Source organism: Blastococcus sp. SYSU D01042 (genome assembly GCF_054050515.1).
This window is the reverse complement of the sequence record NZ_JBJGZM010000001.1, coordinates 299782-314155: the sequence shown is the minus strand read 5'-3', so window position 1 is coordinate 314155 and position 14374 is coordinate 299782. Positions and strand designations below refer to the sequence as shown.

General features: G+C 75.1%; 10 protein-coding genes. 9 read left to right on the top strand and 1 reads right to left on the bottom strand.

Going from position 1 to position 14374, the window contains the following annotated elements:
• Positions 1-13 precede the first annotated feature (13 nt).
• The 9 genes from ACI79H_RS01555 (at position 14) to ACI79H_RS01515 (ending at position 13328) form a co-directional block, all read left to right on the top strand.
• Positions 14-709: a 50S ribosomal protein L25/general stress protein Ctc gene (locus ACI79H_RS01555; RefSeq protein ID WP_456552614.1), complete on the top strand. Its 696-nt coding sequence runs from the start codon at positions 14-16 to the stop codon at positions 707-709.
• Between the two features lie 92 nt (positions 710-801).
• Positions 802-1365: an aminoacyl-tRNA hydrolase gene (gene pth / locus ACI79H_RS01550; RefSeq protein WP_456552613.1), complete on the top strand. Its 564-nt coding sequence runs from the start codon at positions 802-804 to the stop codon at positions 1363-1365.
• A gap of 201 nt (positions 1366-1566) precedes the next feature.
• Positions 1567-3063: a sugar transferase gene (locus ACI79H_RS01545; protein ID WP_456552612.1), complete on the top strand. Its 1497-nt coding sequence runs from the start codon at positions 1567-1569 to the stop codon at positions 3061-3063.
• A 150-nt stretch (positions 3064-3213) separates the two neighbouring features.
• Positions 3214-4452: a DUF1972 domain-containing protein gene (locus tag ACI79H_RS01540; protein ID WP_456552611.1), complete on the top strand. Its 1239-nt coding sequence runs from the start codon at positions 3214-3216 to the stop codon at positions 4450-4452.
• 62 nt (positions 4453-4514) lie between these two features.
• Positions 4515-5198 (top strand): hypothetical protein, encoded by a 684-nt coding sequence (locus ACI79H_RS01535; RefSeq protein ID WP_456552610.1) that lies wholly within the window; start codon positions 4515-4517, stop codon positions 5196-5198.
• A 262-nt stretch (positions 5199-5460) separates the two neighbouring features.
• A complete protein-coding gene (locus ACI79H_RS01530; RefSeq protein ID WP_456552609.1) occupies positions 5461-10572 on the top strand; it encodes a PKD domain-containing protein in 5112 nt (1703 codons plus the stop codon).
• Between the two features lie 28 nt (positions 10573-10600).
• Positions 10601-11566 carry a glycosyltransferase family 2 protein gene (locus ACI79H_RS01525; RefSeq protein ID WP_456552608.1) on the top strand — a complete coding sequence of 322 codons (966 nt, stop codon included), beginning with the start codon at positions 10601-10603 and terminating at the stop codon, positions 11564-11566.
• A 35-nt stretch (positions 11567-11601) separates the two neighbouring features.
• Positions 11602-12609 carry a glycosyltransferase family 2 protein gene (locus tag ACI79H_RS01520; RefSeq protein ID WP_456552607.1) on the top strand — a complete coding sequence of 336 codons (1008 nt, stop codon included), beginning with the start codon at positions 11602-11604 and terminating at the stop codon, positions 12607-12609.
• Complete coding sequence (locus tag ACI79H_RS01515; protein ID WP_456552606.1) at positions 12606-13328, top strand: polysaccharide deacetylase family protein; 723 nt, start codon at positions 12606-12608, stop codon at positions 13326-13328. Before ACI79H_RS01520 ends, ACI79H_RS01515 begins: the two co-directional genes overlap by 4 nt.
• Positions 13329-13346: 18 nt before the next feature.
• On the opposite strand, the gene ACI79H_RS01510 is transcribed toward ACI79H_RS01515, so the two are convergent.
• The gene (locus ACI79H_RS01510; protein ID WP_456552605.1) at positions 13347-14372 is read right to left on the bottom strand and encodes a glycosyltransferase; all 1026 of its coding nucleotides are present in this window, start codon (positions 14370-14372) and stop codon (positions 13347-13349) included.
• Positions 14373-14374 lie beyond the last annotated feature (2 nt).

The window sequence follows — 14374 nt, the reverse complement described above, 5'->3', positions numbered from 1 at the left end:
GGAGCACATCACCGTGGCTGACTTCCGGCTCGAAGCCGAGACCCGCACCGAGTTCGGCAAGGGCAGCGCCCGCCGTACCCGTCGCGCCGGCCGCGTCCCCGCCGTCCTGTACGGGCACGGCCAGGACGTCGTCCACCTGTCGCTGCCGGCCCGCGAGTTCGCCGCGGCCCTGCGCAACGGCGGCACCAACGCCCTGCTGACCATCGTCCTGGACGGCAAGGAGCAGCTGGCCCTCACCAAGGCCGTGCAGCGCGACCCGCTGACCCGCCAGCACGAGCACGCCGACCTGCTGCTCGTCCGCCGCGGTGAGAAGACCACGGTCGACGTCCCGATCGTCGTCGTCGGCGAGCCTGCCCCCGACTCGATCCCGAACCACCAGCTCAACACCGTCTCGATCGAGGCCGACGCCACCAAGCTGCCGGAGAGCATCGAGGTGGACATCACCGGCCGCGAGGCCGGCCAGAACATCGCCGCCGGCGACCTCGTGCTGCCCTCGGGCGCCACGCTGATCACCGACGCCGAGGCCCTGGTCATCGGCTTCCTCGGTGCGCCCACCGCCGAGGCCCTCGAGGCCGAGCTCGCCGAGGCCGAGGCCGAGGCCGGCATCGAGCGCGAGGAGTCCGATGCCGACGGCGACGTCGTCCCGGAGCCGCAGGACGAGGGCAGCGGCGAGTCGATGGACTCGGCCGAGAAGTCCGCGGACAGCTGAGGCCTCCGCTGACCGACAGCACGACCCGCGGGGGCGCCGGCACTGCCGGCGCCCCCGCGGCGTCCGCACCCTCCGAGGGGCCGTTCCTCGTCGTGGGCCTGGGCAACCCCGGGCCCGGGTACGCCGGCAACCGGCACAACGTCGGCGCGATGGTGCTCGACCTGCTCGCCGACCGCGCCGGCATCCGGCTCTCGCCCGGCAAGGGTGCCCGGTCGCGCGCGGTCAGCGGCGAGGGGCGGCTGGCCGGCCGGCGGGTCGTCCTCGCCCGGCCGCTGACCTACATGAACGAGTCCGGCGGCCCCGTGCGCGGGCTGCTCGACTACCACAAGCTGCCCGCCACCGACCTCGTCGTCGTGCACGACGAGCTCGACATCGACTTCGCGGTCGTGCGGCTCAAGCGCGGCGGCGGCGAGGGCGGGCACAACGGGTTGCGCTCGATCACCCGCTCCACCGGCACCAAGGACTACCTGCGGACCCGCGTGGGCATCGGTCGCCCCCCGGGCCGCCAGGACCCGGCCGACTACGTGCTCAAGGACTTCTCCGCCACGGAGCGCAAGGAGCTCGACCTGCTCCTGGTCGAGGCCGCCGACGCCGTCGAGGTGCTGCTGGCCCGCGGCCTGGAGGCCGCCCAGAACGAGGTGCACGCCCGCAGCTAGCGGTGGCGCAGCGTGATCGGGGGACGCCCCGGCCCCCGGAAGGGTGAAGGCAGCCCGTTCGTGTTGACCCCGGCGGTGACGGACTGTGAGTGTTCTCCCGGCATCGAGGACTTCACCCGGGGGAGAACGTCCTGTTCGGTGGCCTACCGGCCGTACCCCTCGCGTGTCGACCCGATAACACCGCGTAACGGGGGAGCACACGTGTTGGTGGACAAGGAAGCGCTGGCCAGCGGCCTGGACCGGATCCCGGCCCCGCGCCGGGACACCTCACCGGCACCTGTGCGTGCGCTGGGCCGCAGGCCCTCGGCTCCCTGGGTGCGCCGCTACGCGCTCGGCCTCGCGGTGGTCGAGGCGCTCGCCGCGGCGGCCATCGGCGCGGGCGTCGTCCTCACCCGGCCGGAGGGGCTGCCGCCGGCGCCCTCGCTGTTCTGGGCCGCCGTGGCGCTCGTGCCCGCCTGGCCGCTGCTGCTGTGGGCCTGCGGTGCGCACGACGAGCGCGTCTTCGGCACCGGCAGCGACGAGTACCGCACCGTCGGCCGGGCCGGCCTCGTCGCGCTGGCCGTCGCCGGCTTCGTCTCCTACGCCGCCGATCTCGACCTCAGCCGCGCGCTGGTGGTCATCGGCGTCCCCGCCCTCACCGTCGCCACGCTGGCCTGGCGCTACGCCGCGCGCTGCAACCTCCGCCGGCTGCGCGCCCGCGGCCGCTGCACCAAGCGGGTCATCGTCGTCGGCCGTGGCGGCGCGGTCCTCGAGCTCGCCGACCGGCTGCGGCGCGAGCACTACGCCGGTCTGGACGTCGTCGGCTTCTGCGTGACCCCCGCCGACCGGTCCCGCGTGGCCGGCCTCGCCGACGTGCCGGTCGAGGGCCTGGACGACGTCGTCGCCATGGCCGCCCGCCTCGGCGCGGACACCATCGCCGTCACCTCCGCCAGCGAGACCGCCGCCCAGTACCTGCGCCAGCTCTCCTGGCGCCTCGAGGGCAGCGGCGTCGAGCTGCTGGTCGCCCCCGGGCTGATCGAGGTGGCCGGCCCCCGGCTGCACATCCGCCCGTTCGAGGGCCTGCCGCTGCTCTCGGTCGAGCAGCCCCGCTTCGAGGGCTGGCCGCGCATGGTCAAGGGCGCCGTCGACCGCTCCGCCGCCGCCGTGGCGCTGCTGGTCCTCGCCCCGGTGCTCCTGGGCATCGCGCTGGCCGTGCGCCTGACCAGCTCCGGACCGGTCCTCTTCCGGCAGGAGCGCATCGGCATCAACGGGCGGTCGTTCACCATGCTCAAGTTCCGCAGCATGGTCGTCGACGCCGACCAGCGGCTGGCCGAGATCCAGGCCGGCAACATCTCCGACGGGCTGCTGTTCAAGATGCGCGAGGACCCGCGGGTCACCCCCGTGGGCCGCTGGCTGCGCCGGTTCTCGCTGGACGAGCTGCCCCAGCTCCTCAACGTCCTCGGCGGCTCCATGGCGCTGGTGGGCCCGCGCCCGCCGCTGCCGGGCGAGGTGGCCCGCTACGACTCCTCGGTGAGCCGGCGGCTGCTGGTGAAGCCGGGCCTGACCGGCCTCTGGCAGGTCTCGGGCCGCAGCGACCTGCCGTGGGAGGAGGCGGTCCGTCTGGACCTCCGCTACGTCGAGAACTGGTCCCTGGCGCTGGACATGCTGATCCTCTGGAAGACCGCCAGGGCCGTCCTCAGCTCCTCCGGCGCGTACTGAACCACCCCCTCCGGGGGTCACCCCGAGGGGTCACGGCGTCCCCCGGACCGGGTTCAGCGCGCTCCCGCTCGCCGATCCTTGGTCCGCGACGCGTACGCACGCGCCGGAGCGGCCGGTCGGGTCGCTGACCAGCGAACGGACGGATTCCCGATGCACATCGCCATGCTGGGCACGCGAGGTGTCCCCGCCCGGTACGGCGGCTTCGAGACCGCCGTCGAGGAGGTCGGCCGGCGGCTGGCCGACCGCGGCCACCGCGTCGTCGTCTACTGCCGCACGTCGGCCGGGGACGGCACCCGTCCCGCCCGGCACCTCGGCATGGAGCTGGTCCACCTGCCCGCGGCGCGCAAGCGCTCGCTGGAGACGCTGAGCCACTCGGCGCTGTCCGTGGGCCACCTGCTCGGTCACCGGGCCGATGCCGCCTTCGTCTTCAACGCGGCCAACGCACCGCTGCTCCCGTTGCTGCGCGCCGCGCGCATCCCGGTCGCCACGCACGTGGACGGCCTCGAGTGGAAGCGCGCCAAGTGGGGCCCGCTGGGTCAGCGCTACTACCGCGCCGCCGAGGCCATGGCGGTGCGCTGGTCCGACGCCCTGATCGCCGACGCCGTCGGCATCGCCGACTACTACCGGCACGAGTTCGCCGCCCCGACCACGCTGCTCACCTACGGCGCCCCGCTCATCGAGCCCGGCACGGAACGGCTGGCCGAGCTCGGGCTGACCCCGGGCGGCTACCACCTCGTGGTGGCCCGCTTCGAGCCCGAGAACCACGTCGACGTCATCGTCGAGGGCTACACGCGCAGCGCGGCGACCAAGCCGCTCGTCGTGGTCGGTTCGGCGCCCTACTCCGACGCCTACACCGCGCGGGTGCACGCCGCGGCCGACGACCGCGTCCGGTTCCTGGGCGGCGTCTGGGACCAGGTCCAGCTCGACCAGCTGTACGCCAACGCCTACACCTACCTGCACGGCCACTCGGTCGGCGGGACCAACCCCTCGCTGCTGCGCGCCATCGGCGCCGGCGCCGCCGTGCTCGCCTACGACGTCGACTTCAACCGCGAGGTCGCGGCCGAGGCCGGCCGGTACTTCGTGGGTCCCGCGGACCTCGCCGCGCTGGTCGACGCCGCCGAGGCCGAGCCCCGCCGGGTCCGGGCCGCCGGCCGCCGTGCCCGCGAGCTGGCCGGCTCCTACGACTGGGACGCCGTCGCCCACGGCTACGAGGAGCTGGCGCGGGTGCTCGCCGGCCGGGGCTTCCCGCGCCACCGCCCCAGCGGGCGGCGCACTCCGGAGGACACAAGCCCGGCGAGGGACGTGGCGCCGCTGCCGGACAACGTCCGGCGGCTGCCCACCCAGGCCGAGCCGTCCCCGCACGAGCACCTCCCGGCGGCGCAGCAGTGAGCCGCGGGCCCGGGACCGACCGCGAACAGGAGCTCCGCACGGAGCGCGAAGGGGGAGACGCCGTGGGAGGCGAACTGGAGCCGGGAACCGGTCCGGGCACGGGAGGGGGCGCCGGGCGCCGACGCCTGCTGATCGCCGGGACGGCGCTGGCGCTTGCCGCGCTCGTGGCGCTGGTGCTGGTGCTCGGCACCCGCGGCGGCGGTGAGGACGGCGGCACCGAGGCCGCGGTCGAGCCCACGCAGACGGCCGCGCCCAGCGACGAGCCGACGATCGAGGGTCCCGCGATCCCGCCGCCCCCGGTCGCGAGCGGCCCCGCCGGGCAGTCCGTCGCCGCCGACGAGCGCCCGCCGAACCTGCCGGCCGTCGCGCTGGACGCTCCCGCCGCGACCGGCGACGGGGTCACGGGCTCGCTCGTCTCGATCACCGCCATCGACGGCTCCGGCGTGGGCCGGGGGAACGTCGCGGGTCCGGCGCTGCGGGTGACCGTGCGGCTGACGAACGGCACCGACGAGGCGGTGCCGCTCGAGGGGGTCGCCGTCGAGCTCACCCACGGCACCGACGCCGTGCCGGCGTCGCCGCTGGACGACCCCTCCGCGTCCCCCTTCGGCGGCACCCTCGACGCGGGCGCCACGGCGGAGGCCGTGTACGTCTTCAGCGTGCCGGCCGACGACCGCCGGGACGTGTCCGTCGCGGTCGGGTACCGGCCCGGTGCCCCCTTCATGGTGTTCCGGGGCCCCACCGCCTGACCCCCGTCCCGCACGACCGCACGACCGCAGGGCCCCCGGCGACCGCCGGGGGCCCTGCGGTCAGTTGGGCACCCGAACGGCGTCACCCAGGGTGATGAAGCGGGGGTCGCGGCTGCCGGTCCAGGGCGTTTGTCACCGCATCGGGGGATGCCCCGTCACCCTTCGTCACGCTTAGTGTTCGTCCGACTGGCCGGAGGACGGCCATGCGACCACGGGGGAAGACGTCATGTCAGCACGCGCAGTTGCCGTTCCGAGAACACTCATGGCCGGGTTGCTTGCAACCCTGCTCATGGCGGGAGTGCTCGGGGGGGCGTTCCCGGCCACGGCGCATGCCGACTGGGCGCCCCTGGACCCCACGGCCGCGGCGACGCCGACCACGGTGACCGCGGACTCGCTGCCGACGGTGCAGATCAACGGGGTCGCCTGGACCCAGGTCATCGTCGGCAACACGGTGTACGTGGGCGGCAACTTCACCAGCGCCCGTCCGGCCGGCGCTCCGAAGGGCACTGCGGAGACGCCCCGCAGCCACCTGCTGGCCTACGACATCCGCACCGGTCAGCTGATCACCTCCTTCGCGCCCACGCTCGACGGCCAGGTGCTCTCCCTCGCCGCGTCCCCCAACGGCTCCCGCCTCTTCGTCGGCGGCGACTTCGGCCGGGTGAACGGCGCGGTCCGGTCGCGGATCGCGGCGTTCGACACCGCCACCGGCCAGCTCGCGGCGGACTTCCGCCCTGCGGTGACCGGCCAGGTGTCGGCGATCGCCGCGACCAGCTCCGCCGTGTACTTCGGCGGCTCCGTGACCGCGGTCGGTTCGGTGGCGCGCACCCGGCTGGCCGCCGTCACCCCGACCGACGGCACCCTCCTGGCCTGGGCACCGCAGCCCGGCGGGACCAGCAACCTGATCACGTCGATGGTGCTCGCGGGCACCAACCAGGTCGTCGTCGCCGGCCGATTCGCCTCGCTGAACGGCTCGTCGGCCACCGGTGTGGGAGCGCTCGACGCCACCACCGGCGCGACCAAGCCGTTCGCCGTGAACTCGCTGCTCCGCAACCAGGGGCCGGACTCCGCGATCATGGGTCTGTCGACCGCGAACGGCGTCGTCTACGGCACCGGTTACGACTACGGCGGCCCGGGCAACCTCGAGGGCACCTTCGCCGCGCGCGCCGACGGCGGTGCGCCGGTGTGGTTCGCCGACTGCCGAGGCGACCACTACGGGGTCTACGCCACGAACGAGGTCGTCTACACCTCCTCGCACGCCCACGACTGCGCCAACATCGGTGCCTTCGGGGAGCAGAACCCTCGCTACCACGACTTCGCCCAGGCCGTGTCGGCCGCGCCGACCGGCACCGTCCAGCGCGTCAGCCCGTGGATCAACAACCGGTCGACCAACAACCAGCTCGTCGGCCAGCCGGCACCGTCCTTCCTCGCGTGGAACCCCGAGTTCGAGGGCGGCACCTTCACGAAGCAGTACCAGGCCGGCTGGTCGGTGGCCGGCAACGGTGACTACGTCGTCTACGGCGGCGAGTTCCCCACCGTGAACGGCGTCGGCCAGGAGGGCCTCACCCGGTTCGCGGTGCGGCCGCTGGCCCCGGGCAAGATCGGCCCGAAGAGCTTCGCGCCCTTCACCGTCGTCCCGACGATGCTCCCCGGTGGCGTGCGGGTGACCTGGCCGGCCGTGGCCGACCAGGACAACGAGAACCTCACCTACCGGGTCTACCGCGACACGAACACCTCGGCTCCGGTCTGCGAGGTCACCCGGCCCTCCCGCTGGTGGAACCTGCCGACCTACGGCTGCACGGACACCGGGGCCTCGGCCGGCGATCACCGCTGGCAGGTGACCATGGCCGACGCGTCGGGGAACCAGCTCGCCTCGGCCTGGGTCAACGGCACGGTGCCCGCCGCGAGCAGCGGTTCGCCGCGTCGCTACGCCCAGGCCGTCATGGCCGACGGCGCCACCAACCACTGGTACCTCGGCGAGCCCTCGGGCGGCATCGCCTACGACTACGCCGGCACCCGCGACCTGACGGTCGGCAGCGGCGTGACCCGCGGCACGGCCGGTGCGATCCAGGGTGACGCGAACCGCGCCGCGACGTTCAACGGCACGTCGAGCGGCAGCGCCTCCACCGGCACCCCGATCGCCGGGCCGCAGACCTTCAGCCTGGAGGCCTGGTTCAAGACCACGTCCCGCACGGGCGGCAAGATCATCGGCTTCGGCGAGCGCACCTCCGGGCTGAGCGACAACCACGACCGCCACGTGTACATGGACACCGCCGGGCGCCTGAACTTCGGCATCTACAACGGCGCCGCGACGGTGGTCTCCTCCACGGGCACCTACAACGACGGCACCTGGCACCACGTCGTCGCCACCATGAACTCCAGCGGTCTGGCGATGTACGTCGACGGCACCCAGGTCGGGTCCCGCACCGGGTCCTTCCGTGCCCAGCCGTTCAACGGGTACTGGCGGATCGGTGGTGACACCTCCTGGTCCGGAGGTGCGTGGTTCAACGGGGCCATCGACGAGGTCGCCGTGTACCCCGTGGCGCTGACCGCCCAGCAGGTGTCGAGCCACACCGCGCTCGGCCGCGGGCAGAACCTCGCGCCGGCGGCATCGTTCACCGCGCAGGTGGCCGACCTGACCGCCCGCGTCGACGGGACCGGCTCGACCGACCCCGAGAACGCCCCGCTGACCTACGCCTGGGACTTCGGTGACGGCACCACCGGCACCGGAGCCACCGCGTCGCGGACCTACACCGCGGCGGGCACCTACACCGTGCGGCTGACCGTCACCGACGCCGGCGGGCTGACCGCCACCACCACCCGGTCGGTGACCGTCACCGCGCCGCCCACCGGCGCCGGGTCCATCGCGGCCGACACCTTCGGTCGTGAGGTCGCCTCGGGCTGGGGCACCGCCGAGCGCGGTGGGGCGTGGACGACGTCGGGCTCGACGTCGGTCACCGCCGGCACCGGCCGCCTGGCGGCCGGTGCGGGGCAGAGCGCCTCGGCCAAGCTGGCCGGCATCAGCCGGACCGACGTCGCGGTGCAGGCGACCCTGACGCTGCCGGCGCTGACGACCGGTGGAGGCACGTACGTGAGCCTGGCCTCCCAGAACGTGGGGCTGACCGACTACCGGGCCAAGCTGCGCTTCCGCGCCGACGGCCAGGTCGAGGTCATGCTGATGCGCACGGTGAACGACGAGGACGTCATCCTCGGCGGCTACCTGCTGGCCGGCGGCTACAGCGCCGGCACGTCGCTGAACGTGCGGCTGGAGACCCGCGGCACCGCGCCGACGACCGTCCAGGTCAAGGTCTGGAAGGCCGGCACGACCGAGCCGGCGGCCTGGGACCTGTCCCGGACCGACAGCACCGCCGCCCTCCAGCGCCCGGGCGCCGTGGGCCTGGACGTCTACACCACCGGCAGCGCGACGGCGACCAGCACCGTCCGCGTCGACGACCTGCGGGTCGAGCCGGCCGGCACGGTCGTCGAGGTGCCCAACCAGGCGCCGGTGGCCGCGTTCACCGCGACCACGTCGCAGCTGACGGCCACGGTGGACGGCTCGGCCTCGACCGACGACGTCGGCGTCGCGGGTCACGCGTGGGACTTCGGTGACGGCGCCACCGCCACCGGCCCCACCGCGTCGCACACCTACACCGCGGCGGGCACCTACACCGTCCGTCTCACCGTCACCGACGCCGCCGGCCTGACCGGCACGACCACCCGGTCGGTGACCGTCACCGCGCCGGTGACCCCGCCCGCCGGGGCGCCCCTGGCGGCCGACACCTTCGGTCGCGAGGTGACCTCCGGCTGGGGCACCGCCGAGGTCGGCGGCGCGTGGACGACGTCGGGTTCGACGTCGGTCACCGCCGGCACCGGCCGCCTGGTGACGGGTGCGGGGCAGAGCGCCTCGGCCAAGCTGGCCGGGCTGAACCGGACCGACGTCTCGGTGCAGGCCACGCTGACCATGCCGGCGCTGACCACCGGCGGTGGTTCGTACGTCAGCGTGGGCAGCCGGAACGTGGGGCTGACCGACTACCGGGCCAAGCTGCGCTTCCGCGCCGACGGCCAGGTCGAGGTCATGCTGATGCGCACGGTGAACGACGAGGACGTCATCCTCGGCGGCTACCTGCTGGCCGGCGGCTACAGCGCCGGCACGTCGCTGAACGTGCGGCTGGAGACCCGCGGCACCGCGCCGACGACCGTCCAGGTCAAGGTCTGGAAGGCCGGCACGACCGAGCCGGCGGCCTGGGACCTGTCCCGGACCGACAGCACCGCCGCCCTGCAGCGGGCCGGTGGGGTCGTGGTGGACGTCTACACGTCCGGCAGCGCGACCGCGGCCAGCACCGTCCGCGTCGACGACCTGCGGGTCGACCCCGCCGGCACGGTGGCGCCCCAGCCCCAGCCCCAGCCCCAGCCCGAGCCGCAGCCCGAGCCCCAGCCCGAGCCGGGGACGGACCCGCAGCCGAACCAGGCGCCGGTGGCCGCGTTCACGACGGTCCCCTCGGGGCTGACCGTGGCCGTGGACGGCTCGACGTCGACCGACGACGCGGCGGTGACCGGCTACGCGTGGGACTTCGGTGACGGCACCACCGCCACCGGCGCCACCGCGTCGCGGACCTACACCGCGGCGGGCACCTACACCGTCCGGCTCACCGTCACCGACGCCGCCGGCCTGACCGGCACGACCACCCGGTCGGTGACCGTCACCGGGCCGACGACCCCGCCGGCGGACGCTCCGCTGGCTGCCGACGCCTTCGACCGCGAGGTCGTCGGTGGCTGGGGTACCGCGGACGTCGGCGGCCCGTGGGCCGTCGCGGGCGCCCTCGCCCACGCCGCCGTGACCGGTGGTGCCGGTCAGCTGACCGGTCCGGCCGGGCAGACCACCACGGCCACCCTGGCGCAGTTCTCCCAGCTGGACAGCGCCGTGCAGGTGGGGCTGAACCTGCCGCAGGTCCCGACGGGGGGCGGCGTCTACGTGAGCCTCGCCTCGCGGAGCGTCGGGACCACCGACTACACGGTCAAGCTGCGGTTCCGGGCCGACCGCCAGGTGGAGATCATGCTGATCCGCACCGTCGACGACCAGGACACCATCCTGGACGGCTACGTGCTCAAGGGCGGCTACCAGGTCGGGACGACGCTGAACGTCCGGTTCGACGTCAGCGGCACCACGGCGACGACCCTCCGGGTCAAGGCGTGGACCGCCGGGACCCCCGAACCGGCGGACTGGGCGCTGACCCGCACCGACGACACGGCGGTGCTGCAGCGGGCGGGCTCGTTCTCGGTGCAGCAGTACGTCTCGGCCAGCGCGACGGGGACCGTCCCGGTCCGCGTCGAGCAGCTGTGGATCGGCGCCTCGGGCACGGCGCCGGCTGCGCAGTGATCCGCACCGGCACGGATAGCGTGTCCCGGTGACCACCCAGCACCCCCGGACCGCCGCTCCCCGCGGCGCTCCGGGGGTGCTGGGCGTCGTGGTGGTCAACTACGGCTCCAGCGCCCTGCTGCGGCTCAACCTGGCGGGCACCGCTCCGCTGGGCCCCGACGTCCGCGTCGTCGTCGTGGACAACCACAGCACCGACGAGGAGCGGGCCGCGGTCACCGCGCTGGCCGCCGAGTGCGGATGGGAGCTGGTCGCGCTCCCGGACAACCGGGGGTTCGGCGCCGCCAGCAACGCCGGCTTCGCCCGGGCCCGGCAGCTGGGCTGCACCACCTTCTGCTGCCTCAACCCCGACGCCTCGGCCACCCCGGAGGTGCTCGACGAGCTGCGTCGGGCCAGCCTGGCCGACCCGCTCGCCGTCCTCGCCCCCCGGATCGTGGACTCCAGCGGCGCGACCGTCTTCGCCGGGTCGACGCTCGGCCTGCGGGACGGCCGCACCGGGGCGCCGCACAGCCCGGCGCGTTCCCGCGGCCCCGTCGAGGACTGGCTGACCGGGGCCTGCCTGGTCGTCTCGGCGGAGATGCTCGACCGCATCGGCGGGTACGACGAGGACTACTTCCTCTACTGGGAGGACGTCGACCTCAGCCACCGCGCGCTGGCCGCGGGCGGCACCCTCGTGGTCCGCTCCGACCTGGTCGCGGTGCACGACGAGGGCGGGACGCAGGAGGAGCGCACCGGCGACGCCAAGTCCGAGCTCTACTACCGGTACAACGCCCGCAACCGGCTGGTCTTCGCCGCCCGCAACCTGCCCCGCCGGCAGCTGCTGGGCTGGCTGGTGCGCACCCCCCGGGTCAGCTGGGAGATCCTGCTGCGCGGAGGTCGGCGGCAGCTCGTGCAGTCGCCGCGGCCGCTGCTCGCCGTGACGCGGGGCACCCTCCAGGGGGTGGGCATCGCGCTGCTCGCGCTCGTCCGGAGGCCTCACCCCCGCTCCTTCGGGTGAGGCGCACGGCGGTCCTCCGGTGCTGTGATGAGCGGGTGACCGCCACGACCGCGTCGCCCTCGATCCACGGGGGCCCCACCGAGGGCGGGGTCCGGATCACGGTCGCCGTGCCGACCTTCCGCCGCCCGGCGGACCTGGCCGACCTGCTGCCGCGCCTGCTCGAGCAGGCGGCCGAGGTGACGGCCGGGAGCCGGTACACCGCGGAGGTCCTCGTCGTCGACAACGACCCCGCGGGCAGCGCTGCCGCCGTCGCCTCCGGGGTACGAGGTGTGCGCTACGTGACCGAGACGCGCCCGGGCATCGCCGCGGTGCGCGACCGCGCGCTCGACGAGGCCGCGGAGTCCCGCCTCCTCGCCTTCATCGACGACGACGAGCGGCCGCGGGAGGGCTGGCTCGCAGCCCTCGTGCGCACCTGGGAGGACTCCGGCGCCGCGGCCGTCTCGGGTCGGGTCCTCGCCGAGTACACCGTGCCGGTCGACCCCTGGATCGAGGCCGGCCGGTTCTTCGTGCGCCGGCAGCTGCCCACCGGCACCCCGATCGACGTCGCGGCGACCGGGAACCTGCTCCTGGACCTCGCGCAGGTGCGCGCCGCCGGGACCCGCTTCCAGTCCTCGCTCGGGCTGGCCGGCGGCGAGGACACGCTGTTCAGCCGCTCCCTGGCGCGGGCGGGCGGACGGATGGTCTGGTGCGCGGAGTCCGCGGTGCACGACCGCGTGCCGGCCGAGCGGATGACCCGCCGCTGGGTCCTGACCCGTGCCTGGAGCCACGGCAACGCGACCGTGCTGACCGAGCTGCGGCTCACCCCCGGAGCCGCGGCGCGGCTCGCGGTGCGCGCCCGCGGTCTCGGCCGCGGCGTGCTCCGCCTCGGGGGTGGCGCGGCGCGCTGGGCGCTGGGCGTCGCCCTGCGCTCGCAGCGCCACCAGGCACGCGGCGCCCGTGCGCTGTTCCGAGGCGCCGGCATGCTCGCAGGCGCGCTGGGCGTGGTCTACGAGGAGTACGCCCGCGACGGGCGGCGCTGGCGGCTGGGTCGCGTGACGGCGTGATCGGCCCCCGCGCGGTGCTCACGGCTGCCCGCCGGGCGGCCGGCCCGGTCGCCGGGTCGATCGTGCGGGTGCGCACCACCGAGCCCCGGGTGGTCCTCACCTTCGACGACGGACCCGAGCCGGGCGGCACCGACCGCGTGCTCGCCGCGCTGGCCGACGCCGGGGCCACGGCGACCTTCTTCGTGCTGGTCGGCCGGGTGCGCCGCTACCGGTCGCTGTTCGACGAGATCGTGGCGGCCGGGCACGAGGTCGCGCTGCACGGCGTCGACCACCGCGCGCTCCCGGAACGTGCGACCGGCGAGGTGGCCGCGGCGATGCGGGCCGGCCGGGCCGAGCTGGAGGACGCCGCGGGCCGCACCGTCCGGTGGCACCGCCCGCCCTACGGCCGGCAGACGCCCCGCACCTGGCGGGCGGTCACCGGTGCAGGCCTGATGCCGGTGCTGTGGGGCCCGACCACGTGGGACTGGCGGGACGTGCCGCACGACGAGCGCCTGACCAAGGCCCGCGAGGGCGTGCACCCGGGTGCGATCGTGCTCGCGCACGACGGCTTCGCCGGCGCCGAGGACGGCGCCGCCGACGGGCCCGCACCGGTCCTGGACCGCGGCCGGCTGATCGCGGAGGTCCTCGCCGGCTACGCGGCCGACGGGTGGGGGGCCTGCTCGCTGGGCGAGGCGCTCGAGGTGGGCACCGCGGTCCGCGAGGCCCGCTTCCTCCGCTAGCGGGCGTGCGGGCCGTCCTCAGCCGCGCAGCGCCGTCCGAGCCCGCCGGTACGCGGCCAGGTGGGCGCGGCCGGCGCCGTCCCACTCGCGGCGCGAGAGGTCCGGCGCGGCGGCCGGCGGGCTCGTCCGCAGCCGGGCGACGGTCCCCTCGAGGTCCGCGGCGGTGAGCGGCGGCGTGAACGTGTGAACCCACCCCGGGCCCACCTCGGCGGCCAGGTCGCGGGTCGCCTCGTTGTCCGGCACGAGCACCGGCGTGCCCAGCGACAGCGCGGCCAGCGCGCCGCCGGAGTTGTGCATCTCCCGGTAGGGCAGGACGACGAGTTCGGCCTCGGTCACCTCGGCGACCAGCTCGGCATCGGTCAGGAACTGCAGCGACAGGCTGATCCGCGGGTCGGCGGCGGCCGCGCGCAGCTGGTCGGCGAGTTCCTCGGAGGTCGGCCGGCCGGCGATGCGCAGGGTCAGGTCGGGGTCGGAGGTCGCGGCGAAGGCCGCGACGAGGGACTCCACGCCCTTGTAGCGGCGGACCTGGCCGACGAAGGCGAGCCGGCCCGGACGGCGCTCCCGGCGCGGGTGCGGCGCGTACCAGTCCCGGTAGTGGCCGTGCAGGACCGTCTCGACCGGGGCGCCGGCGGCGAGCTCGGTCGTCCCGTTGATGCGGATGCGCAGCGACGTCACGCGCTCGGCCCAGCGCAGCAGCACGACCTCGCGGCGGGAGAGCCCCTCGGGCAGCTCCAGGTTGTGCACCGTCCGCACCAGCGGCACGCGGGTCAGCCGCAGGCGGACCAGGAACACCACGAACAGCGCCTGCCGGACCGGCTTCTTCACCGGCCCGGCACCGTCGACCAGGATCTCGGGCCAGTGCGCGTGGAACGCGTCGTAGCGGGCCGTGAGCGCCCGCCGCCACGAGAAGGTCAGCACCTGCGCGCCCGGCGTCCGGTCCAGGGCCTCGCGGAGCATCACGACGTAGGGGTTGGTCGTCTCCCGTGGCTCGGGGAAGGACTGCAGCACGGTGAACGGCCGCGGTGGCCCCGGCTGGGCGGTCATGG